Origin of the sequence: Actinoplanes sp. NPDC051411 (assembly GCF_040682075.1) — a bacterium.
Lineage (GTDB): Bacteria > Actinomycetota > Actinomycetes > Mycobacteriales > Micromonosporaceae > Actinoplanes.
Genome location: NZ_JBFBAD010000006.1, coordinates 75019 through 95042 on the forward strand (window position 1 = coordinate 75019; position 20024 = coordinate 95042).

24 protein-coding genes and 2 pseudogenes are annotated in these 20024 nt (G+C 70.3%); 12 read left to right on the forward strand and 14 right to left on the reverse strand.

Features of this window, described 5'->3' with window-relative positions; all coding sequences use genetic code 11:
- Window positions 1–20: 20 nt before the first annotated feature.
- Entirely contained in the window at window positions 21–275 is a 255-nt protein-coding gene (locus AB0M88_RS05005; RefSeq protein ID WP_364095514.1) for a hypothetical protein, read from the forward strand.
- Window positions 276–293: 18 nt separating this feature from the next.
- On the opposite strand, the gene AB0M88_RS05010 is transcribed toward AB0M88_RS05005, so the two are convergent.
- Window positions 294–872: a Rho termination factor N-terminal domain-containing protein gene (locus AB0M88_RS05010; RefSeq protein ID WP_364095517.1), complete on the reverse strand. Its 579-nt coding sequence runs from the start codon at window positions 870–872 to the stop codon at window positions 294–296.
- A gap of 282 nt (window positions 873–1154) precedes the next feature.
- Between AB0M88_RS05010 and AB0M88_RS05015 the strand changes: the two genes are divergently transcribed.
- Together AB0M88_RS05015 and AB0M88_RS05020 are read left to right on the forward strand one after the other, a co-directional pair.
- Window positions 1155–1352 carry a hypothetical protein gene (locus AB0M88_RS05015; protein WP_364095520.1) on the forward strand — a complete coding sequence of 66 codons (198 nt, stop codon included), beginning with the start codon at window positions 1155–1157 and terminating at the stop codon, window positions 1350–1352.
- A 420-nt stretch (window positions 1353–1772) separates the two neighbouring features.
- Window positions 1773–2255, forward strand: coding sequence for a hypothetical protein (locus AB0M88_RS05020; RefSeq protein ID WP_364095522.1), 483 nt, complete (start codon window positions 1773–1775; stop codon window positions 2253–2255).
- A gap of 34 nt (window positions 2256–2289) precedes the next feature.
- Here the strand turns inward: AB0M88_RS05020 and AB0M88_RS05025 are convergent, their stop codons facing one another.
- Window positions 2290–2568 (reverse strand): BON domain-containing protein, encoded by a 279-nt coding sequence (locus AB0M88_RS05025; RefSeq protein ID WP_364095524.1) that lies wholly within the window; start codon window positions 2566–2568, stop codon window positions 2290–2292.
- A 139-nt stretch (window positions 2569–2707) separates the two neighbouring features.
- Between AB0M88_RS05025 and AB0M88_RS05030 the strand changes: the two genes are divergently transcribed.
- Window positions 2708–3103, forward strand: a complete 396-nt coding sequence (locus tag AB0M88_RS05030; protein ID WP_364095527.1) for a hypothetical protein — start codon at window positions 2708–2710, stop codon at window positions 3101–3103.
- A gap of 207 nt (window positions 3104–3310) precedes the next feature.
- Here AB0M88_RS05030 and AB0M88_RS05035 read toward each other — a convergent pair.
- From AB0M88_RS05035 to AB0M88_RS05050, 4 genes and pseudogenes are all read right to left on the reverse strand, one after another.
- A pseudogene (locus AB0M88_RS05035) lies at window positions 3311–4396 on the reverse strand (sigma-70 family RNA polymerase sigma factor); the annotation flags it as partial.
- 283 nt (window positions 4397–4679) lie between these two features.
- The gene (locus AB0M88_RS05040) at window positions 4680–6962 is read right to left on the reverse strand and encodes an MMPL family transporter (RefSeq protein WP_364095530.1); all 2283 of its coding nucleotides are present in this window, start codon (window positions 6960–6962) and stop codon (window positions 4680–4682) included.
- Between the two features lie 24 nt (window positions 6963–6986).
- Window positions 6987–7682: a hypothetical protein gene (locus AB0M88_RS05045; RefSeq protein WP_364095532.1), complete on the reverse strand. Its 696-nt coding sequence runs from the start codon at window positions 7680–7682 to the stop codon at window positions 6987–6989.
- Window positions 7683–7792: 110 nt separating this feature from the next.
- On the reverse strand, window positions 7793–8377 hold the full coding sequence (locus AB0M88_RS05050) for a hypothetical protein (protein WP_364095535.1): 585 nt from the start codon (window positions 8375–8377) through the stop codon (window positions 7793–7795).
- Between the two features lie 78 nt (window positions 8378–8455).
- On the opposite strand from AB0M88_RS05050, the gene AB0M88_RS05055 reads away from it, so the two are divergent.
- Entirely contained in the window at window positions 8456–8866 is a 411-nt protein-coding gene (locus tag AB0M88_RS05055; protein ID WP_364095538.1) for a hypothetical protein, read from the forward strand.
- Between the two features lie 30 nt (window positions 8867–8896).
- The gene (locus AB0M88_RS05060; protein ID WP_364095540.1) at window positions 8897–9187 is read left to right on the forward strand and encodes a hypothetical protein; all 291 of its coding nucleotides are present in this window, start codon (window positions 8897–8899) and stop codon (window positions 9185–9187) included.
- A 350-nt stretch (window positions 9188–9537) separates the two neighbouring features.
- On the opposite strand, the gene AB0M88_RS05065 is transcribed toward AB0M88_RS05060, so the two are convergent.
- The 3 genes from AB0M88_RS05065 to AB0M88_RS05075 form a co-directional block, all read right to left on the reverse strand.
- Entirely contained in the window at window positions 9538–9972 is a 435-nt protein-coding gene (locus AB0M88_RS05065) for a hypothetical protein (protein WP_364095543.1), read from the reverse strand.
- 129 nt (window positions 9973–10101) lie between these two features.
- Window positions 10102–11166 (reverse strand): permease, encoded by a 1065-nt coding sequence (locus AB0M88_RS05070; RefSeq protein WP_364095546.1) that lies wholly within the window; start codon window positions 11164–11166, stop codon window positions 10102–10104.
- Between the two features lie 107 nt (window positions 11167–11273).
- A complete protein-coding gene (locus AB0M88_RS05075; RefSeq protein ID WP_364095549.1) occupies window positions 11274–11807 on the reverse strand; it encodes a BON domain-containing protein in 534 nt (177 codons plus the stop codon).
- A gap of 273 nt (window positions 11808–12080) precedes the next feature.
- Between AB0M88_RS05075 and AB0M88_RS05080 the strand changes: the two genes are divergently transcribed.
- From AB0M88_RS05080 to AB0M88_RS05095, 4 genes are all read left to right on the forward strand, one after another.
- The gene (locus AB0M88_RS05080; protein WP_364095552.1) at window positions 12081–13553 is read left to right on the forward strand and encodes a serine/threonine-protein kinase; all 1473 of its coding nucleotides are present in this window, start codon (window positions 12081–12083) and stop codon (window positions 13551–13553) included.
- A 134-nt stretch (window positions 13554–13687) separates the two neighbouring features.
- Window positions 13688–15001, forward strand: a complete 1314-nt coding sequence (nhaA, locus tag AB0M88_RS05085) for a Na+/H+ antiporter NhaA (RefSeq protein WP_364095746.1) — start codon at window positions 13688–13690, stop codon at window positions 14999–15001.
- A gap of 246 nt (window positions 15002–15247) precedes the next feature.
- Window positions 15248–15571, forward strand: a complete 324-nt coding sequence (locus AB0M88_RS05090) for an STAS domain-containing protein (RefSeq protein ID WP_364095555.1) — start codon at window positions 15248–15250, stop codon at window positions 15569–15571.
- On the forward strand, window positions 15568–15801 hold the full coding sequence (locus tag AB0M88_RS05095; protein WP_364095558.1) for an STAS domain-containing protein: 234 nt from the start codon (window positions 15568–15570) through the stop codon (window positions 15799–15801). Before AB0M88_RS05090 ends, AB0M88_RS05095 begins: the two co-directional genes overlap by 4 nt.
- Window positions 15802–15952: 151 nt before the next feature.
- On the opposite strand, the gene AB0M88_RS05100 is transcribed toward AB0M88_RS05095, so the two are convergent.
- From AB0M88_RS05100 to AB0M88_RS05120, 5 genes and pseudogenes are all read right to left on the reverse strand, one after another.
- Window positions 15953–16255, reverse strand: coding sequence for a hypothetical protein (locus AB0M88_RS05100; protein ID WP_364095561.1), 303 nt, complete (start codon window positions 16253–16255; stop codon window positions 15953–15955).
- 75 nt (window positions 16256–16330) lie between these two features.
- Window positions 16331–16606, reverse strand: a complete 276-nt coding sequence (locus AB0M88_RS05105; protein ID WP_364095752.1) for a hypothetical protein — start codon at window positions 16604–16606, stop codon at window positions 16331–16333.
- A gap of 38 nt (window positions 16607–16644) precedes the next feature.
- Window positions 16645–16950 (reverse strand): annotated as a pseudogene (locus AB0M88_RS05110) (ATP-binding cassette domain-containing protein); the annotation flags it as partial.
- A 231-nt stretch (window positions 16951–17181) separates the two neighbouring features.
- On the reverse strand, window positions 17182–17460 hold the full coding sequence (locus AB0M88_RS05115) for a hypothetical protein (protein WP_364095564.1): 279 nt from the start codon (window positions 17458–17460) through the stop codon (window positions 17182–17184).
- A 31-nt stretch (window positions 17461–17491) separates the two neighbouring features.
- A complete protein-coding gene (locus AB0M88_RS05120) occupies window positions 17492–17830 on the reverse strand; it encodes an STAS domain-containing protein (protein ID WP_364095566.1) in 339 nt (112 codons plus the stop codon).
- A 280-nt stretch (window positions 17831–18110) separates the two neighbouring features.
- On the opposite strand from AB0M88_RS05120, the gene AB0M88_RS05125 reads away from it, so the two are divergent.
- Entirely contained in the window at window positions 18111–18311 is a 201-nt protein-coding gene (locus tag AB0M88_RS05125; protein ID WP_364095569.1) for a hypothetical protein, read from the forward strand.
- 457 nt (window positions 18312–18768) lie between these two features.
- The gene (locus AB0M88_RS05130; RefSeq protein ID WP_364095572.1) at window positions 18769–19986 is read left to right on the forward strand and encodes a helix-turn-helix domain-containing protein; all 1218 of its coding nucleotides are present in this window, start codon (window positions 18769–18771) and stop codon (window positions 19984–19986) included.
- Window positions 19987–20024 lie beyond the last annotated feature (38 nt).

Genomic DNA, 20024 nt, shown 5'->3' on the forward strand with positions numbered 1-20024 from the left:
GTGATCAGCCAGGTCGGGAGTTGCGCCCCGGCGACCACCACGCTGAGCACGGCGACAACCAGTCCTGCCCCCAGCACCAGCACCAGGGACGCCGCGCGATAGGTCAGCGGCTTGCCACCGCGCACGCCGAAGGCGTCCAGAACCACCAGGACGACGGTGTGGATGGCGATGCCGCCGAGGATGTTGCCGACGCCACGCCGACATTGCCGGCCACCGCGGCGATGAAGATCAACACCAGCCACGGCACGCCAAGTCCTGACATGAAATCTCCTTGATGATGGTGTCGAGCCGGATCAGGCGTCCTCGCGGTCCGGGCTCTCGAGCCGGAAGAACGTGCTCGGCCGGCCATCGGAGCGCTCCTGCTGGTACAGGAAGTTCAGTCGGCGGGCGTCGAACGTCGCGAACCAGTCCTCCCAGCTGACGTGGCGCAACCGGTCGGCGTCACCGCCGAAGTCGAACCGCAGCACTCCCAAGTGGTCGCCGTGTTCAGTTCCCTCCACCGTGGCCGGTACGCCGCCACGCTCCTCGGCCCACTCGCGGATCACCGCGTGGCTCGTCGTGACCAGGCTGCGCCCCGGCCGCTCCGGCTCCGCGTCGGTCGACGTCACCTCCTGGGAATACTTGACGGACTTCGAAGTCTGCTCGCCGGTGCGGGCGCGCCCGCCGTCCGGCCCGTCGTCGCCGGTCTGCTGCCGTTGCTCGTCCGCAGACGAGCGGTGCGCCTCCGAGATGGCGTCGACGAGTTCCTCCTTGCGCTTGCCCGACGGCGCGGGGACGCCCTCCGCACGGGCTCGATCCCGCAATTCACCGACCTTCATCTCCCGCAGTTCGGTCTCGCTCAGGTCGGGCGTGTCCGGCGTCTCGTTCGACATGTCACCCTCCGTTGATCACGTTTACCCGGCGGCTTGCGTACCCGGATCAGGCCGCCGCACACCGTGTCCCCTCCCGGGGACCGCAGGCGACGCCGGCCACAGGGAGATTCGTCGGCCCGGGCCGAACGCCCCGTCGCCGTCTTGCGGTCCCGCAAGCGAGTCGGGATCGCCCGGCCCGGGTTTCGCGCGCCGGCGGCCGTGACGCGGCTACTGCGTGGCGGAACAGGGAGTAGGCGACGCGGATGTGGGAGCAAGACCGACGCTTCTTGGCGAGGAGAACAGATGGTGACGACACCACCCAGCACACCGCCGCAGGAGGGCAGCGATGAGGCCACCGACGAGCAGCTTGCCCTCGCCCGGCGCCAGGGCGATGCCTACGGCCAGGCGCTGCAGGCGATGGCGGACGAGGACGGTGCAGCGGTCCGCCCCGCCGGCGAATACCTCGTGGCCTTCGTCAACGAGGAGGCCGAGGGAATGTAGGCCCTCGAGCACGACTGGTTGGTCTGGCGAGAGGACGCCGAGGACGCCAATTCGCACCTCGAGGTAGCCGTGGCCGACGCCGTCGACGGCCGGTTCGTCCCGGCTCTCGACGTCCACGTCGAGATGACTGATGGACCGCCTCCTTCGAGAAGGTGACGTTCGCGAACGGACGCAAGCCGAGCCCGGACGCCCGTCTGCGCGGCGCCGACGCTCCCACCGCCGGCTGAACTGCCGTCCGTACGTGTCTGGGATCCCGGCGACAGCGGCCCGGGCGGCCTCGTCGCCCGGACCGCCGCATCCGTCTACTGACCCCGTCGCCCACCGGGCGGTCGGCCGATTCTTCACAAACGCCCAACGGTCTCGTGCCAAGCTCGTAACTTGAGGCGTAGCGGCCGCGAAAGCGGTCAATCATCAGGGCAGGTGGCGCAACACGCGGATGCGGAGGTGGCGCTGATGCATGATAAACAACGCTTCCCCGATTCAGGTCGGCGGTTCGTCCTCATGGCGCTGATCGGCTGCCTGGCGACGGCCGGTTGTCACTCCTCGCCCGAACCCCCGTCTCCGCACCTTCCGTCGGCACCGGGACCGTCCGGCGTCCTCGTGGACACGATCGCGGCGCGGCGAGTCGGCGACCGGCTCACCACGACCGCCGCGGTGACATCGGTCCTGGCACTCCGCGCGTTCGTCATCGGCGACGCCGACCTGCCGGACCGAGGACTCCTGGTCCTGGGCGGGCCGCCCGGAGGCGTACGGGAATCGAGCCTCGTCACGGTTTCCGGAGTGATTGATCGATTTGAATTCGATCGGTTTGCCGACAGGTACGGACTTCAGGATCCCCGCCGGTACGACCGATTCACCGATCACAAGATCATGCTTGCCGACGACGTGCATTCCTGGCGATGACCAGCGGGCTCGACAGCCGTTGACCGACAACTCGTCACCGGTTCGCGTCGACGACCAACCTGTTGCTGACGTCGCGGACGTCCGGCACCGACCACGCGATCCGGTGCGCCAGCAGACGTAGCTCCTCGGTGACCACGGACCCGCACAGCATCACGACACCGTTCTGCACGCGTACGGTGATTTCGTATCCTCGCCGGCCGAGAACTGCGAGCAGGCAGACGGCCGCTCGCCGGAGAAGCCGGTCGTCGGTGACGGTGGCGCCGGCTGCGCCCGGGACGGGTTCGTCCGGCGGTCCGGGAGAGAATGGGATCATCGACCACACCTCCGTGGGATGACGCGGTCCGTACCCCGCCGGGAGCCGGGCAGTCTGATGGGCGGCCGCGCAGTGGGTAAGCATGGATTCCGGGAGTCAACCGCGGCCCGAGCCGCGACCCGCCGGCCATGGAGCGATCATGTCGAGTCTCGAGTCGGCGGCGCCGTCCTCCGCGACAGGGCGACGCCCGCATTGGTGGTGGACCATTCCGGCCACGACATTCCTGCTCGGCATCCTTCTGGGTGCCGGGCTGATGACCATCGCCGGTTACGGTCCGGAAACGGCCGGTCGGGGCGCTGCCACCGCCGATCCCACCCCGTCGTCCCCGGCGCAGCGGGTGGTTCTTCCGGCCAGCTGCAGGCAAGCTCTTGAGCAGGCCAAGACGGCCGTGTCCACAGCTCAGGAAGCGGTCGACGCCGTGCGCCACCTGCAGACCGGACGACTGCAGCGACTGCTCGACGAGCTGGAGAAGGCGCGCCGGCAGCTCGATGCCACGACCGACCGCTGTCACCAGGCCACCGCGGCGGTGGGCTGAGTCGAGATCGCGGTTACCGTCGACGTCCGTCCACTGGGGATCTCCCGATCGAGCAGTTGCCGGCTCCGGACAACGGGACTCGCGAGGTTGACCGACCGGAACCGGGTTCACCGGCGATTCCGGCGCGTGGGATACCGGGCCACTGCACGAGAACAGCCGGGCGACGCCGAGCCGTCGCAGCAGGGCCAGCAGCGGCCCGGGCACGTTGACGGCAAGCAGGACCGTGCCGCTGTGCCCGCCGGCCCGATAACCGTCGACCAGGGCACGCGCCGTGGCGGCCCCCGCGGCGCCGACGTGCCGAAGGTCGACGATCAGCCGCCGCGGCCGGTCCCGGACGGCCGCGTCGACCAGGACCTCACGAAGTCGTGCCGCATCCGCCTCCTCCATGTCGCCCCGGACCCCGATCACCGTTGCGCTCGCACCGGACGTGTGGGCCCGGATCGCCGCTCCGCTGGCGGCCGGCGGCATCTCGGTCCGCCCGCTTCCGGACTCGTCGTCGACGAGGCCTTCGCGAAGCTCGCGCAGAACGCGACGCAGCAATCGCGACACGTTCATTTGGGACATGCCGAGCGACCGGGCGATCTCGTCCTGGGTGACGTCGCCGAAGAAGTAGCGCGCGATGACGTACTGCTCGCGGTGCGGGAGCCGACGCAGCAGCTCCCGCACCGCCAGGCGGTCGCTGGCCGAGTCCAGAGCCGGATCGGTGGCACCGATCAGTTCGATCCGTTCCCCGGAGTCGTCGTCGCCCCCGACGGTCGCGTTCAGCGAGCCGACCGCGTACGCCGTGCCGGCGGCCCGAGCCGTCCGCACGTCCTCCTCGGTGCGGCCCAGTGCCTGGCCCAGTTCGGCGTCGGTCGGCGGGCGTCCGAGTCGTTGAGCGAGGGCCACGCCGGCCCGGGCGGTCTCCAGATGAGCCTCCTGCAGACGGCGCGAGACGTGCAGGCCCCAGCACCGGTCGCGGAAGTGCTTCTTGAGCTCGCCGAGCACGGTCGGCACCAGATAGCCGAAGAACGGTTTGCCTCGCCGCGGGTCGAAGCCGTCGACCGCCTTCACCAGAGCCAGAGCGGCGACCTGACGCAGATCCTCGGACGGCTGTCCACGCTGCCGGTAGCGGCCGGCGAGGCGGGCCACGAAAGGCAAGTTGATACGGATGATCTCGTTGCGGATGTGGAGACAATCTGGTTCCCCGGTCGACGGGTCGTGCAGGCGGCGGAACAGTACGGCGGTGGCCGCATCGGCCTCCTCGCCGGTCGCCGGTGGTGGTGAGCAAAGGACAACGGTGTGCTGAAGCATCGCGGACGCCCCCCGGAGGACAGCCCGACAGGGGCAAGACCTGCCGGATCAGGTCAGAGAGATGGGAACCACCGCGACAGGCCCGATCAAGCCGGGGCGCGGCGGGCCGGCTCGCCCGTCCGGCGGCCCGAAGGACCCTGGCGCCCTTTGCTGGACGCCGCGGTGCAAGCCTCGGTTTCGGCGTGCCCGCGCCGGACGGACCGAAACGCCGGACGTCGTACTGTCATCCGACTGTCACGATATGAACGGCGGAGTCCCGAGCCGTCGGAGGAAACCGGCCGGGTCAGGTCGCCGGGCTTGCGGTGCCGGCGAGGTCACCCGGTTCGGATGCGTCGTGCCGGCCGGCAGGGACGGTCGCGCGACGCAGCCGCCTGCTCGGCCACCCGCTGGTGTCGCCGAGCAGGGCGAGTAGCGCCGGCATGAGCAGGGACCGGACCAGCAGCGCGTCCAGGAGCACACCGATTGACATCGTGAACGCGATCTCGGCGAACGGTCTCAGCGGCACCAGGGCGAGCAGCCCGAAGCTGGTGGCCAAAACGACGGCTGCGGTGCCGACCGCCCGGGCGGATCCGGGCATCGCGACGATCAGCGCCTCGCGCATCGGCCGCTCGCGCGCCTCGCGCCACACCCGGCCGACCGTGAAGATGTTGTAGTCCGAGCCGAGCGCGACGAGCAGGACCGCGACGGCGAACGGCACATAGAAGGTCAGCCCGTCGTGTCCCAGGACCGTGTCGAACAGGAATGTCGCTATGCCGAGCGTCGCGCCGAGGGCGAGCAGATTCAGCGCCAGCAGGCACGCCGGTGCGGGAAGCGCCCGCAGGAACAGCACCAGCATCAGCAGATTGACCGCAAGCGTCGCCACGACGATGCGCCGAAGATCGGCGGTCGTCTGCCGGACGATACCGGCAGCCAGGACGGTGTCCCCGGCGAGACCGGTCCGCGCCCCGGGCAGTCCGGCCTCGGCCAGCAAACCGGGCAGGTCGTCCTGGAGGGCGGAGATCACATCGATGCCCGAGCCGCCCAGCGGCTGCTTGTCGAGGACGAGCAGGTAGCGTGCCGCCGATCCGTCGCGGGACAGCACGAGGCCGAGTGCGTCGGGGATCGGTTGATCGGCCGGGCCGACCACACCGGCCACGCCGGGCCGGCCGGCCAGCAGATGCTGCAGCTTGGACAACTCGGTGCGCTTGCTGGTGATGTGCTCGCCCTGTACGAGCAAAACGGTGGGCGAGACGATGCCGTCGGCGAAGCCGTCGCGGGCGGCGGCCGCGGCCTGGCGCACCTGGTCCTCCGCGGGCAGGGAGGGGACGAACGAGAGCCCCAGGCTCAGGCCCCGCACCGGCAGCGCGGCCAGGCAGAGACCGAGCACGCCGAGGGTGAGCACAACGGCCGCCGGCTTACGGCGGACCAGCCATCGGGTACGCCGGTCGCGCCGGGCCGATACCGTCGAGGCCCTCGCGCCGAGCGGCTGGTCCGGGTGGCTCGGCCAGAACGCGTACCGGCCGAGGATCGCGAGCAGGGCGGGGACGAGCGTCACCGCCACGGCCAGACCGACGAGGACGGCCAGCGCCATTCCGGGGCCGAAGGCGTGGAACAGCTGCGACTTGGCGACGAGGAGCACCCCCGTGCCCGCCGCGACGGTCAATCCGGCGACCGCCACGATCGAGGTGGTGTTCCGGGTCGCGCGCCGGACCGCCATCGGCCTGTCGTGGCCGGCGGCCAACTGGCGACGCAGCGCGAAGAGGTAGAACACCACATAGTCGGTGACTACGCCGAGCAACAGAGCGACCAGCAGCGGTCCGACCTCAGTCGGCACCGGCACGTTCAACAACCAGCCGAGCGTGCCCACCAGATCGAGCATGACCTGGGCCGCGATCCCAGCGGTGGCGAGCGCGACGAGCGGGGCCACCACCGAGCGGAAAGCGAAGGCCACCACGAGCAGAACCGCACCCAGGGTGGCCAGCTCCACGGTTTCGATCCAGCGCTTGACCACCTTCCCCTGGGCGACCCGCGCCGGAATCGTTCCGGTCACTCCCACGACGTGGTCCTGAGGACCGAAGTGGTGGGCGACGAACCGTTGGGCGGCCGCGTACTGGGTGTTGAGTCCCACCGTCGGCGGCATGAACAACAAGGTGATAATGGTCGTCCCGCTCTCGCGAGCCCCGGGGAACAGACCGCCGGTGTTGGTGACCGGGATGGCACCGAGGATCGGACCGAGATCGTCGTACCGCTGCTGCGTGGTCGCCGCTGCGCGGGCCACGGCCGCGGCTTGCACCAGCGGGGACAGCCCGGACGGATCACGCTGAACGACCGCCACGCGGCTGAGCAGGGGGAACCCGAACCGCTCGAAGGACTGGATCTCGGTCTGCACCGGCGGGCTGTCCGGGGACACGAGACCGGAGAGTCCCGCCTCCGTGCTGGGCGGGGTGTACAGCACGGTGCCGGCGGCGAGCAACAACCAGGCGATGACCACGGCCCACCGGGCCCGGACGATCGCCCTCGCGTACCGGTCGGCGAGGCCGCCCGTCCGAGCCGGCCGGGCAGGGGCTTCCTGGTTTGCAGACGTCACGGGCACCATCCGGCGGGTGGGGGCTCAGGAAGCCCGGGTGAAGGTCCAGTCGAGCTGGGGCCCGTTCTGTTCGGTGCGCACTCGCAGCGTGTTCCCGGAGCAGGTGTACGTGCCTCCGCGAAGGATCGGCAGGGTGTCCAGGGCGTCCCCGGCGCCGGGGACCTGCTTGCCGGTCAACGTGCCGATGCTGGCGTTGTCCAGCAGCGTCACCGAGAAAGGTTCGCTCAGCTTCACGGTGGCCCGCAGATCGTTCTGCCGGGCGTCGTCCTGCGGCTGCCATGCCCCGGCACCGGCGCCGCGGGGTTGGAAGCGGACTGCCGCTCGAAGACTTCCGGTGTATTGGATCTGCCCCCGGATCGTGTGGCCTGCCGCTTGAGCCGAGAAGGAGACCGGTTGAGAGCCGGTGAAGCCGACCTCGGTCGTGCCGTCCGCGCCCACGGTCATGGTCGTCCCGGTGCCTCCGGCTATCCGGCCTGCGGCACTGCCGAGCCGGCCGCTGACACCCGTGCTTCGCCACGCACCCGCCACGCACGGCGGCGCCGAGGAGGTGGGAGCCGCCGTCGGACCGGAGGAGGCCTCCGGGCTGGAAGGTGGCGGGCTTCCGGCCGCTGTCGCGGTGGTGGAGGCCGGCGGCGCGCCGGAAGTCGTGTCGGCGCCGCAACCAGCCGTTGCCGCGGCGACCAGCAGACCGGTCAGCAGAACGCTCGTCGTTCCTTTCATCACTGTGGTCCTCTCGAATACGTGGGATCTTTCGCCTCACGTGCCCGCCGTGTGTGGCCGAACTCCCGAGACTTCGTGGCGATTTGATGACGGTGGGCTACCGTCGACCTTCATCGATGCAGGCCGAGGCGGCCGAGTTCCGCCTCGGCCAGCCGTTCCTCGCTGAGCGCGCCCGCATGACCGGCCATCCGCTCCAGCCGATGCAGAGGCATGGAGCCCATCGCCCGATGGGCGAGGTAGAAGTCGAGCAGCGGGCGACGACTTGGATCGCCGGCCATGCGCCGGATCGCTGCGACCTCCCGGCGCCGGGTGATCCGCGCCGGCAGGTACGGCGCCAGGATCGGCACGATCGCCACCAGCCCGACCGTCAGGCCCAGCAGTACGGCCAGCCGCTGACCGTAGAGGGCGGTCTCCCTCCCCCGGCCGATGATCTCCACCGCGGTGGCCCGCACTTCCGCGCCGAGCCGGTCGGGCCACTGCCCGATCAGGGGAATGTCGCCGACCCGCTGCAGCGCCTGGCCCGCGGTGTCCAGAGTCTGACCCGACTGCACCAGGGTGTCCCCCACGCCCGCCAGGTGCCACAACGAGAACCCCACCCAGCAGCCGACAGCTGTCCACAGCACCAACCAGAACAGGACGACGCTGTCGACCACGTTCAGCCATCTCGCGTCCGCGCGACGAATCAGTTCAGCCATGCGGTCCGCCTACCCCGATACGCTTTCGCTACCTCGCCGACGGGTAGGGCGATCGGACCCGTTCGGAAGGAGTGCGTCATGCCGTCATCCGATTCCCGGCCGACCACGGCGACCGGCAGTTCCGGGCCGCGCCCGTGGTTCTGGATCGTTCCCGCCCTGACTTTCGGCGTCGGGTTGGTGGGCGGCAGCGCTTTCAACACGAAAGGCGGAGGCACGGACGGTGCCACGGCGCCTACGGGTCCACCGTCCGCCACGGCGACCGCCTCGCCCACCGCCCCGGGCGATCTGACGATCACCGTTCCCCGGAGCTGTGAGCAAGGACTCGAACGGGCCCGGCGCGCCCTGTCCACCGTCGACGACACGGTCAAGGCCTTGCGGCACCTCGACGCCGCCCGGCTCGCCGACGGACTGGGCCGGCTTCAGACCGCGCAACAAGACGTGAACCGGCTGGCCGACCAGTGCCGGACGGAGGCACGCGCCACCAACTGATGGCATCCGGCCACCCGCGGAGTCCCTTTGATGGTGGTCTCGGCCGCATGTGGCGTCCTCTGTCTGGCGCTGGTGCGCCGGGCGGGCCTCGCCTGCTGCAGGCGTTGGCCGTCGGCGCGGGCCGGAACGGTGGTCCTCGGTTGGGGCATCGCCCAATATCCGTTCCTGCTCGGCACGCACCTGACGATCGCGGCCGCCGCAGCTCCGGCACCGACCCTGTGGGCGCTCACGATCGTGGCCGCGGCAGCGCTGTTGGCCGTCATTCCCGCGGTGGCGTTGCTGTTCATCCTGCAGCAGCGCGGTGATCTCGACGAGGCCTGAGCACCGTCCACCGTTTCCGGGGCGACCGCCGCGTCGGGCCCCAGCGGATGGCCGGCGCGGACGCCACGCCGGGCAAGCTCTCCGGGAGGGCTACCGTCGGGGCCGGCAGCCGCCGACCCTGACCGCTCGGCGAGGCCGCACCGGGGTGAGGGGATGACGCGGCAGCCGGGTCGAGAACACCCGCCACCCCAGCCATACCGGCACCGGCGGGGTACACCGACGGCCCGGCCGGGTAGTCGGCCCCGCCGGTGCAACGTCCTGTCCGGTGACCGCCGGACTGTCTGCGGCCTCCGCGGGCCGGACTGTCAACACTCGACAGAGTCGCATCAGCACGTTGCGGAGCACACCCATCACGCGTCCGACCTGATCTCCTCGGCGATCAACACCCGGTGACCGTCGAACGGCTGGTAACGCCCGGCGTCGGACATCGCGAAACGCGGGGCGAACGTGCTGAAGCGGAATTGTTCGACCGTGCCCCGCACGGTTACGAGATCGGTGGGCCGCAGGGGCCGCCGGGCTACCCCGAACACCAGAAGCCCCCGGTCGGGAAGGTCGTCGTCGCCGACGACGAACGCGTTCACGGTGATGACCCGCTCGACGGTGGCGGTGACGGTGAGCGTCGCGCCGATGCCGGCGCGCGACACGGTGTCCGACGGGCCGGCCGAGGAGGTCGCCGGCGAAGGGGAACCATGGGCGCTCGCGGAGGCGCAGCCGGCCGCTGCGGCCGGGAGACAGGACAGGACCGCGGTGGCGATCAGCACGGCTGCCCGTCGTTGCGATGACATCGAGCTCACCCGTCCGAGGTCGAAGTTGGCCGAAGGTTCTGCCGTGACGGTAGCCAGGACAACCGCCACGACGGTAGAGCGGCAACCACACGGTCCTGTGTCGATGTCGTGACGCCCGCTTCACGATCGCTACCGGGCGAGCAGAGTCAGCGCGGCCGCCGCCACCAGGCCGCCCGCCATGACGACGGCCGCGGTCGCCACCGTGGCCCGGCGGCCCAGGGTGCGCCAGACCAGCACCATCCCCGGGATGCTCACCGCGGGCAGCGTGACCAGCAACGCGCCCACCGCGCCGGTGGCCAGGCCGGCCACCGCGAGACCCTGCAGGATCGGAATCTCGCCCGCGGTCGGGATGACCAGCGCGGTGCCGGCGACGGCGGCGACGATCACGGTCACCGCGACCGGGCCGAAGCGGCCGTCGAACGGGAACAGCCATCCGCGGAACGCGCCGATGAGCAGGACGACAACGACATACTCCGGTACGAGCGTCAATGCCAGGCGGAGCAGCGCGGCGAGATAGCGGCGAAGAGACGGCGGTGGACCTTCGTGGGCCGCCGGTGTCGCGGGCACGGAATCCGGCCGGCCGTCGGCGAGCCACGCCACCACGACCGCCCCGGCCACCACGATCAGCGCTCCGACGACCAGCCGCACCGCCGTCCACTGCCACGGAGCGACCAGCAGCAGGAATACGATCACGGCAGGGTTCAGCAGCGGATTACCCAGCCAGTAGGCGACCGCGGCCGCAGTCGACACCCCATTGCGCTTCAAGCTCACCACGACCGGCGCCGTGCAGCAGGTACACATCATCGACGGCGTGCCGGCCAAGCCGCCCGCGACGGCGGAGGACAAGCGGCCGCGCCGGTTCAGAAGCCGCAGCAGCCACTGCCGCGGTACGAGGGTCTGCAACGCGGCCGCGATCATCAGGGCCGCCACCAGGGCCCGCAACACGGCATTCAGATATGCCGAAGCGAAACTGACCGCCGCGGCCCAGGACGGCGCGGCGCCCGGGTGGACATCACCGGCGGTCAGGACGCTCGAGCCGGGCCAGAGGTGCTTCCCGGCCAGTCCCGGCAGCTTGCCGGCGTACGGAAGCCATTTGGCCCACAGCAGGACCACCACTGCGATGACCGTAGCGCTGAGCAGACCCGCGGTGCGGGCTCGGCGGGACGTCGTGACTTCCGGAAGAGACTCGGCCATCGCGCGCCGGTACCCCGCCCGCTGCGAGGTAAACGTGGGTCGCGGTCCGGACGAGAACGGCTGGTGCTGGGCACCGGACCGGCGTGCGGTCCCGTCGGCGGCGGAGCTCAGCGGAGCAAGCTGCGGGCCTTGATTGAGAACACTGTGAAAGTCACTGCCAGCACGACCAGCAAGACTGGCAGAGCGGGAAGGTGGCCGGCGCCGATGGCCAACGGCAGAGCACCCCATGCGGACGCCGTCACCGGGACGGTCCAGCGGTCTCGACGGCCGCGCAGCGGCCGTGCCGGCATCTCATCCTCGGCGAGCGGGCGGTCCATCGTGGCGACCAGGCGGTCGAACTCGTCGACATCCGCCCGGTCGCCCGCATCGTCGGCCACCCGAAGGGCGTTGCAGAGATCTCGAGCGCCGGGCGTGCCCCGCGCCACTGCGGCCGCTGCGTCCCGGGCCTCCCACGACGCCACGGTTCCCAGCAGGATCACGACGTCGTTCTGCGCACTCACCCGAACCGGTTCGTGTCTGGTCCGCGCGTCGTCGGTCAGGTCGAGCACCGCCGCCAGCACCAAGCGGGCATCGCGGTCCTCCAGATTGCATGGCCAGCCGTCATGTTGCGTAGAGAAATCATCGTCTGGCAACGGCTGCACGGCCGTCCCTCCTCCCCGAGGGCAGGCGCCCGCCGTCAACGGACGCCGACTCCGAGGCAATGGTGGACGGGGACCGTGGCGAACGCCCCGCAGTCCTTTGACGATTCCATGACAGCCGCCCGGGAATCACAACGAGCCGGACGCGGTCTCGTGAAGACTTCGTGACATCGCGCGCCACCCGCTTCCGAGTCGATTTCCCGGCGGTCAACGGGGTATCGCCGCCGAGTGAGGCTTGGGGGCAAAGAGACGAGCACCGACGACCGGAGAATCGGCGTGAAGACACTCAGTGGACGCTATCGGCTGCGGTACCCCGTGGGCCGCGGCGGCATGGCCGTGGTGTGGCGGGCCGACGACATGATCCTGAAACGCACCGTCGCGGTCAAAGTGCTGCATCCGCATCTGCCGGGCAACGGCTGGGTGCGACGGCGCATCCTCGCCGAGGCGATAGCGGCCGGAAGGCTGAGCCATCCACACATCGCCCGGGTCTACGACTACGGCGAGGAGCAGGACCCGGACGGCAACCCCCTGCCCTACCTGGTGCTCGAGTTCGTGGACGGCGCCAGCGTAGCGGCGCTGCTCGCCGATGGTCCGATGTCGTGGCCGCGTACCGCGGCTCTGTGCGCCTCGGTGGCCGACGCCCTAGCCGCCGCGCACGCGCACGGCCTGGTCCACCGCGACGTCAAAGCGGGGAACATCCTGGAAGGCAGCGCCGGCGTGAAGGTCGTCGACTTCGGTGTGGCGACGGAAGTCGGCGACGACCTCGCCGACACCAGCGGCCATGTCTGGGGCACCCCCGGCTGCCTGCCACCGGAAAGCATCCGGGACCGGGTCGCCACACCCGCCGCCGACGTCTATGCGCTCGGGCTGCTGATCGTGCACTGCTTGACCGGGCAGCGACTTCACCGGCCCGAGGGTCAACCGGTCGCCCCGGACGTCCTTCATCAGCTGGCTCCCGACTCGCCGGTGCCCCTGCGGGAACTGGTTCGCCGGTGCCTCCTCCCAGATCCGAACGAACGGCCCAGCGCAGCGAACGTCGCGGCCGACCTGCGTACGCTGACCCCACCGCTCGGCGACACCGAGCCGTACCGGACCCGGCCGACTGCGGATTCGTCCGCGCCGCGGCGGCACCGATTCGCCCGGCCTGCCGGTCTGGTCACGGCCGGCCTCATCGTCATCGCCGCCGCGGGACTCGTCGAAGCCTTCGGCCCGAACGACTCCGCCGGAGCGGAACAGCCGAACAACGCGGTCGTGACACCCCAACCGTCTTGCCGCCCGATGCCGGAGCTGGGCGGTGCCGGAAGTCTTCCGTGCGGGCACAACCTCCACGGCCAACGGTCATCCGCCTCGCCCGGCACAACTCCGTCGTCCGAGCCGCACAGAGACTTGACTCTTCGAGCAGCACACGAATCGGACCGGACGAACCGCCCCTTCCACCAACCGGTCCACCAGTCGGCCACGCCGGCGACGCCACCGCCTCCGCAAACCTCCGGAGTCGCGTCCGCCACCACTCACGACGGCGGCATCAGCAGCGACTCGCCGTCACCACCGTCGCACGAACCGTCGACCGAGCCGACGACTCCAGCACCGAGCACCAGTACGCCCGGTCCCGCACCCAGCAGCTCGGCGACGACCACGGCGGCACCGTCGACCACGTCCGCCTCGCCGGCGGATCCGCAGTCCTCGGCGGCGATCGGCACGCCCACGCCGAAGGCCGGCCGCCCTCATGAGGCTCGCCGACTCCGCTGAGCAGCGACGCCGGCTCTCCGCGAGAGCTCCGGTGCGATGGCCGACAGCCCGCACGCAGCGGCACCACATCGCTGACAGCTGCAGCAGCCGGTAGAGTGGGCAACGGTGCGCCGGGAAGTCTGGTCGGCAACATGATGACCCGACTCCCGGAAGAGACGCCTCTTGTGACACAGAGACCTAAACGGATCTATCGAATCTTCGACCGGGGGTCTTGGCCCGAAGCGCGACGAATTGCTGAAGTGTTGCGCGAGGAGACCATAGGTGGAGCGCTGCTCCTCGCCGGGGCTCTGGTCGCGCTCATCTGGGCCAATTCGCCGTGGTCGCAGCACTATGAAGCGCTGCTCGGGTTCACCGTCGGCCCCGGGGCGCTTCACCTCCACCTCTCCCTGGCGAAGTGGGCGGCCGACGGCCTGCTGGCTATCTTCTTCTTCGTCGCGGGGCTCGAACTCAAGCGCGAGTTCGTCGCCGGTGATCTGCGGGATCCACGTCGCGCCGCCGTTCCGGTCGCGGCCGCGATCGGCGGGGTGGCTGTGCCGGCGATCCTCTATGTAGTCGTCAACTCGGGTGAGGCGACCGAGGGCTGGGCGGTGCCGACCGCCACGGACATCGCATTCGCACTGGCCGTGCTCGCGGTGGTCGGCCGCAGCCTGCCGACCGCGCTGCGAACGTTCCTGCTTACCTTGGCTGTCGTCGACGATCTGCTGGCGATTCTGATCATCGCGGTGTTCTACACCGCCCATCTGTCGGTGTGGCCGCTGCTGGCGTCGTTGGCGCCGCTCGGGGTGTTCACGCTGTTGGTCCAGCGACAGGTGCGCAACTGGTGGCTGCTGATGCCGTTGGCGTTCGCCACGTGGGCGCTGATGCACGCCTCCGGGGTGCACGCCACCGTGGCGGGTGTTCTCCTGGGCTTCGCCGTTCCGGTGCTGCGCGGCCCCGATGCGCACGGACCGGGCTTGGCTGAGCATCTCGAGCACCGGTTCCGGCCGCTCTCGGCGGGGATGGCGGTGCCGATCTTCGCATTCCTGTCGGCGGGGGTCACGATCGGCGGTTTCGACGGACTCGGCTCCGCGTTGACCGACCCGGTCGTGGTCGGCATCATGGCGGGCCTGGTCGTCGGGAAGCCGGTGGGGATCGTGGCAGCGACCTGGCTCACGGCGCGGTTCACGCGCGGCCAACTCGACTCCGGGCTGGCCTGGATCGACGTGGTGGGCCTGGCGCTGCTCGGCGGCATCGGGTTCACAGTGTCTCTGCTCATCGGCGAACTTGCCTTCGGTCTCGGCAGTGAACGCGACGGTCACGTCAAGATCGCGGTACTCGCGGGTTCGCTGGCGGCGGCCGCCCTGGCGGCGGCAGTCCTCCGAGTACGCAACCGCACCTATCGACGTTTGCGTGCGGCCGAGCGGGTCGACCGTGATCGCGACAACGTCCCCGACGTCTACCAGATGTAGTCCCGGGCGCTATCGATCAGTACGAACGACGAATCCCTGCGAAGATCCTCCGATCCACGGCGCACTTCCGCGGAAACCACCGACCTGGCCGCGGCGGGGACGCCCCCGTCGGCGGTCCGGCATACGCGAATGAAACCCTGCCTCCGTCGTCTGTCACGGAACCGTCGTACGGCCGCGGAACAGCCGCCACACAGTGCCGAGACCGTATTAGGCGGAAACGGCTGGCCCCAGAGGAGGAGGATTCCGGTGCCGGACGAGGCGAGGTCGGAGACGGTCGTCGTGATCAGCGGGGCGTTCGAGGGCCCCGAGGTGGATCGATGGGGCGTGGTGATGACCGAGGCGGTGGCGCTGCAGCCCCGGCGGCTGATCATCGACCTGGGCGACACCCCGACCGTAGGCGCGGCCGCCATCGCGATTCTCCTCCAGGCGCACCGGGCGATGGTGCAGGCCGGCGGCCGCCTCGTCCTGCGCCGCCCGGGCGACCGGGTCCGCCGGATGCTGCGGGTGGCTCGAGTCGAGGAAGTGTTCGAGGTGGAAGGTGCCGAGACGACGGAAAGGAATCGTTCATGATCGATCCGGTCGGCCTCGCCGTGCTGCTCCGTGCTCGCCGGCGTGCCCGCAGTCGTGACGGCGTGCTGTGCCTGGTCGAACCCCCGCCCTTCGTCGTCACCGTGCTGCGGACCGTACAGCTCGACCAGGCCTTCCCGACCTTCGCCGGCCGCTCGTCGGCCCTCGCGTGGTTCCGTGAGCGAGATCGGTGGCCGGCGCAAGGGACGTCGGCCAGGCTCGGTCCCGGCTGACTGTCGTGCGACTGTCATAGATTCGCGGCCATCCGGTTCAATCGACCGGGAAGCATGGGCTTCAGATGCCGCGGCCGTGCACGGCTGCGCTCGTCCCCCGCGAGAAAAGTCGCCGGCCGGCCGCGGCATCGCATGCCGCGGCCGTTCCGCCTCATCGGCTGCTTTCGTCGAGGTCTCGGCGCCGGTAGCCGAACAGTCCCGAGAGCAGAAGCACCGCGGCGGCGGTCAGCATGCCCACCGTCCCGGACCAGTCCGGGGCGGCGTCGGGGACGGCCCCAAGGTGACGGTACGGCGACAGGTTCAGCACCCAGTCCGGAGCCGAGACGCTTTGTCCGAGGACCAGTAGCAGGAAGCCGCCGACCGCCGGTAGTGCGCCGAGCACCGGTACGGATCGCGGGGCGAAACCCATCGCGAGCACGGAGGTCCCGAGGCACAACGCCACGACCGGCAACACATTCAGCGCCCCGGCCAATGCCGCCCCGAGCGACAGCCTCCCCCGGGCCCCTGACCGCGCGGCCAGCCGGGCCGGTCATCGCACGGCCTGCCCGTAGTAGCCGAGGAAGATCTCCTCGAGACTCGGCTCCCGGATCGCGACCGTGTGGACATCCGCTGCCGCCAATACGCTCAACGCCGGCCCCGGCGGTCCAGACAGCCGGAACCGCACCCGGTCCGGGCCGAGGACGTCGACCCCGTCAACGCCGGGGACGCCGGACAGATCCGGTGCCACACCGGCGAACGACACCCGCACCTCGCTGTGATGCAGTCGCCGCAGTCCGGGATCTCGGCACCGTTCAGCCGCGGCCACAACGCCACCTCGGCCGGCACGTAGGCCAGCAACAGATGAGACGCCGAGACGTCACCGGCGCCGGTCTCGAAGATCCACGCCCGGCCGGCCGTCGGCCGGGCCAGGCCGAGCAACAACCGAATCGTGGTGGACTTGCCCGCTCCGTTCGGGCCCAACAGTCCGAACACTTCACCCGGCCGCACAGCCAGGTCGAGGTGATCGAGGGCGAGCACTCTCCCGTACCGCTTCGACAAACCCTCGGTGCGCACGGCAAGGACCGTCAGAGCCTCCCGGAGAGACAGCGGAACACCACTGCCGACCAGGCTTCCCGGCACACCTGCCCTCACCGTACGCCAGCCCGTCACGAGCGCCCGGAACCATGCCCCTGGACTGACGCCATGTGGGGTGTTGCTCCGAGCGCTTGTTGAGCGTCACGTGGGGGCGGCGTGTCGAAGTAGATCATCCAAGGGAGATCGCCTGCCAGAGACCGCCAGCAGCATCCAGCCGCGGCGGTCCCCGCCCGTACAACAAGGATGGCGAGGAGCCAGGCGACTTCCTCCTCGTGACGCTCGTCGTCCGGTCGGGTGCTGGAGGCTTCAGTTCGGTCCTGAGCGGCCGAAGGGCGATGTGCCGTCCGGCGACGGGCGCAGGCTACTGCCTGCCTCGGATGTCGGACGGGGATCTCTCCCCTCCCCCTGCTCGATGGCGCGGTCCTCGGCGTGCGCGCCGTGTCCGTACTCGCGCTCAGCGCCGGCGTCCTCGCCGGTCAGATCATCGATCTGCCCATCCTGGGCGTTACTCGCCATCGCCCGGGTAAGCTCCGACAGCGGCAACGAGCGTTCGTCGCGCCACACGCCGCCAAGCGGCTCGCTCATAGCCCGGGTACCTCCTTTTACCCCGCAGTGTTCACCGGCCATCCGAGGCGTGGCCGCCACCGACCAAGCCGTTGAGACCGTGGCGCCGAAGCTGCTGCTCCACCTGCGGCGCGGCATCGACGACCACCACGGTGGCGTCATTGGCAGTGGCCTTGCGGCAGCCGGACTGCAGAGCCTCGAGTCCCGCGTCCGAGATCGCCGGCACCGCGCTGAGATCAACCACGATGCGGTCCGGCTCCGTGGCGGCGAGCACCATGATGAACCGATCGCTCAGCAGAGACGCGTCCTCCGGCCCGATCGCCCCCTGCGGCTCGATGGCAATCGTCATCGCTTGTTCGGGAATCCGGTGGGTGTTGATCAGCAGGCTCATCGTCTGTCCCCTTCCACTCTGCGCCGTTGGACGGCGCCATGACTCGACACCACCGACCGTTCCCCGGGTCTATGACGATCAGCAATCAGCACGTCTGCACTCGCGTGACAGGTTCGATCTTTCTTGTTCACGATCACGCGACCTGTAATCGCAACGACGGACCCACACCGTGAATCCTGGCCTCAGGACCCGGAGATTGGTTGACGACCGGGGTTTCGGGTAGGCAGGCGCCGCTGACCACCGGCCGATTCGGGGGTTTGCGCATCAGAGGAGGTTCGTCATGAACAAGCAGAAAGCCCTGGACGTCATCGGCAACAAGGCGACCGGTCTCGCCAGTTCGGCTGCCGGGACGGTCGTCGATCCGAAGGCCGGACTGAACAAGCTGACATCGAAAGCCGCCAAGCCGGCCTTCCTGCTGACGGTCGCCGCCGTGGCGTTGGCTTGGCTCCTCGGCCGACGTGGCACGACGGCTCGGCATTGACCGGCGGGGAGGCCGCACGTGGAACAGGATCAAGATCGAGAACCTGACCTACGCGACCGCGGGGTGCCCGGTGAGGAGGCCCCTGCCTCCTCACCGGACAACCCGGACGGCGTTCCCGCTCCCGCCGACGCGGCCGATCCCGACGTTCCCGCACCGTGCAGGCGGGAAAGGATCGGCTCCGCCGGCGGCGGACCGTACACGCCCGGGACTCCGGGCCACCACACCTACGACGGATAGACGTCCCGTGGCTTCGCGAACTCCAATGCGATCTCGGCGCCGAAAAGCCGCACTGAGGGCCGCCAAAACGCCAGGTGGCCGATCGCAGAAGGCCCGGTCGCGCCTCGAAAGCGGAAGGCCCGCGCGCAGAGGAGTCGCGGACACGACGGTCCCCGGCAACACGCGGGCAAAGACGGGACCCGGCGCGAATAGGGCGCAGGTCGCCGGGTAGGCGGCGGCAGTGACTTCGCAGGTTGAGACTTCGACGCAGCAACGGGCGATGTTGGCGCTGCTGCTCGAACGACTGCCGGACATGCTCGACGAGGTCCGGGTCATGCTGACCACCGGGTGGCCGGACTACGCCGAGTTCCTGGCCGAGGAGCAGGCCGAGGTCACCGGCGCCGCCGAGGCCTTCATGCTCTGGCTCATCGACACGGTCGAGCACGGCGTCAACCGTCCGCGGCAGGGCCCGGTCGGCAATCGGCTGGAGCTGTTCCAGGAGATCGGGCGCGTGCAGTGGCGCGAGGGCCGCGAGATCTCCACGCTGCTCTCGGCCTATCAGGTCGGCGCGCGGGTCGCGTGGCGATACGTCTCCGGTGCCGCGCTGCAGGCCGAGGTCGAGCCGCAGACGCTGGCCGCGTTGGCCGAGGGCGTGTTCGCGTTCGTCGACCAGCTGTCCTCGGCGTCCGCCCACGGCTATGTCATGGAACAGTCGCAGAGCGTGGCCGAGCGGGAAATGCTGCGCGACGAACTGGTCGAGCTGCTGCTCTCCGACCGGTCCAACAGTGTGGCCGTACGCGCCGCCGCCGCCCGCGCCGGCTGGACCGTCCCCCGCGAGGCGGCGGTCATCCTGCTCTCAGTCCACAATCCGATGGGCCACGACGTGCTCAACCGGCTCGACCGCTCCTGCCTGCTGATCCGGCGGCGCACGCTGCTCGGCGCGATCGTCCCCGACCCGGTGCGCCCCGGGCGCCGGCAGCGGCTGACGACCCTGCTGGCCGGCACGGCCGCGGTCGTCGGCCATCCGGTGCCGGTCGAGCAGCTGCCGGTGAGCGTGCAGTTCGCCGAGCTGTCCGCGCGGCTGCGGGCGTCCGGCATCCTGACCGACGACGTGGTGTTCGTCGAGGACCACCTCGACGCGCTGATCGTGCACCGCGACGCCACGCTGCTGCAGGCGTTGCGCGAACAGGCCCTCGCACCGCTCGCCGTGCTCGGCCCGACCCAGCGGGAACGTCTCGGCGAGACGCTCGGCGCCTGGCTGCGGCACATGGGCGACCGGCAGGCGGTCGCCGCCGAACTGCACATCCACCCGCAGACCGTCCGCTACCGCATGACCCAGCTGCACGACGCGTTCGGGCCGGCACTCGACGACCCGGCCGCCCGCAGCCGACTCACTCTGGCCCTGGCCTGGGACGGTCCAGCGTGCTCAGAGGAAAAGCACGGCAGTGTGGTGAGGTGAGCAACGTCGTAGCGCGTCGCCAGGCGGTGATCCGGCCA

What these genes read in the sequence shown, in the direction of transcription:
- AB0M88_RS05045 (WP_364095532.1), bottom strand. Translation starts at nt 7,682, where the DNA reads ATGAAAGGAACGACGAGCGTTCTGCTGACCGGTCTGCTGGTCGCCGCG.
- AB0M88_RS05060 (WP_364095540.1), top strand. Translation starts at nt 8,897, where the DNA reads ATGGTGGTCTCGGCCGCATGTGGCGTCCTCTGTCTGGCGCTGGTGCGC.
- AB0M88_RS05070 (WP_364095546.1), bottom strand. Translation starts at nt 11,166, where the DNA reads ATGGCCGAGTCTCTTCCGGAAGTCACGACGTCCCGCCGAGCCCGCACC.
- AB0M88_RS05065 (WP_364095543.1), bottom strand. Translation starts at nt 9,972, where the DNA reads ATGTCATCGCAACGACGGGCAGCCGTGCTGATCGCCACCGCGGTCCTG.
- AB0M88_RS05030 (WP_364095527.1), top strand. Translation starts at nt 2,708, where the DNA reads ATGTCGAGTCTCGAGTCGGCGGCGCCGTCCTCCGCGACAGGGCGACGC.
- AB0M88_RS05125 (WP_364095569.1), top strand. Translation starts at nt 18,111, where the DNA reads ATGAACAAGCAGAAAGCCCTGGACGTCATCGGCAACAAGGCGACCGGT.
- AB0M88_RS05025 (WP_364095524.1), bottom strand. Translation starts at nt 2,568, where the DNA reads ATGATCCCATTCTCTCCCGGACCGCCGGACGAACCCGTCCCGGGCGCA.
- AB0M88_RS05010 (WP_364095517.1), bottom strand. Translation starts at nt 872, where the DNA reads ATGTCGAACGAGACGCCGGACACGCCCGACCTGAGCGAGACCGAACTG.
- AB0M88_RS05115 (WP_364095564.1), bottom strand. Translation starts at nt 17,460, where the DNA reads ATGAGCGAGCCGCTTGGCGGCGTGTGGCGCGACGAACGCTCGTTGCCG.
- AB0M88_RS05050 (WP_364095535.1), bottom strand. Translation starts at nt 8,377, where the DNA reads ATGGCTGAACTGATTCGTCGCGCGGACGCGAGATGGCTGAACGTGGTC.
- nhaA (WP_364095746.1), top strand. Translation starts at nt 13,688, where the DNA reads ATGACCCGACTCCCGGAAGAGACGCCTCTTGTGACACAGAGACCTAAA.
- AB0M88_RS05120 (WP_364095566.1), bottom strand. Translation starts at nt 17,830, where the DNA reads ATGAGCCTGCTGATCAACACCCACCGGATTCCCGAACAAGCGATGACG.
- AB0M88_RS05095 (WP_364095558.1), top strand. Translation starts at nt 15,568, where the DNA reads ATGATCGATCCGGTCGGCCTCGCCGTGCTGCTCCGTGCTCGCCGGCGT.
- AB0M88_RS05015 (WP_364095520.1), top strand. Translation starts at nt 1,155, where the DNA reads ATGGTGACGACACCACCCAGCACACCGCCGCAGGAGGGCAGCGATGAG.
- AB0M88_RS05055 (WP_364095538.1), top strand. Translation starts at nt 8,456, where the DNA reads ATGCCGTCATCCGATTCCCGGCCGACCACGGCGACCGGCAGTTCCGGG.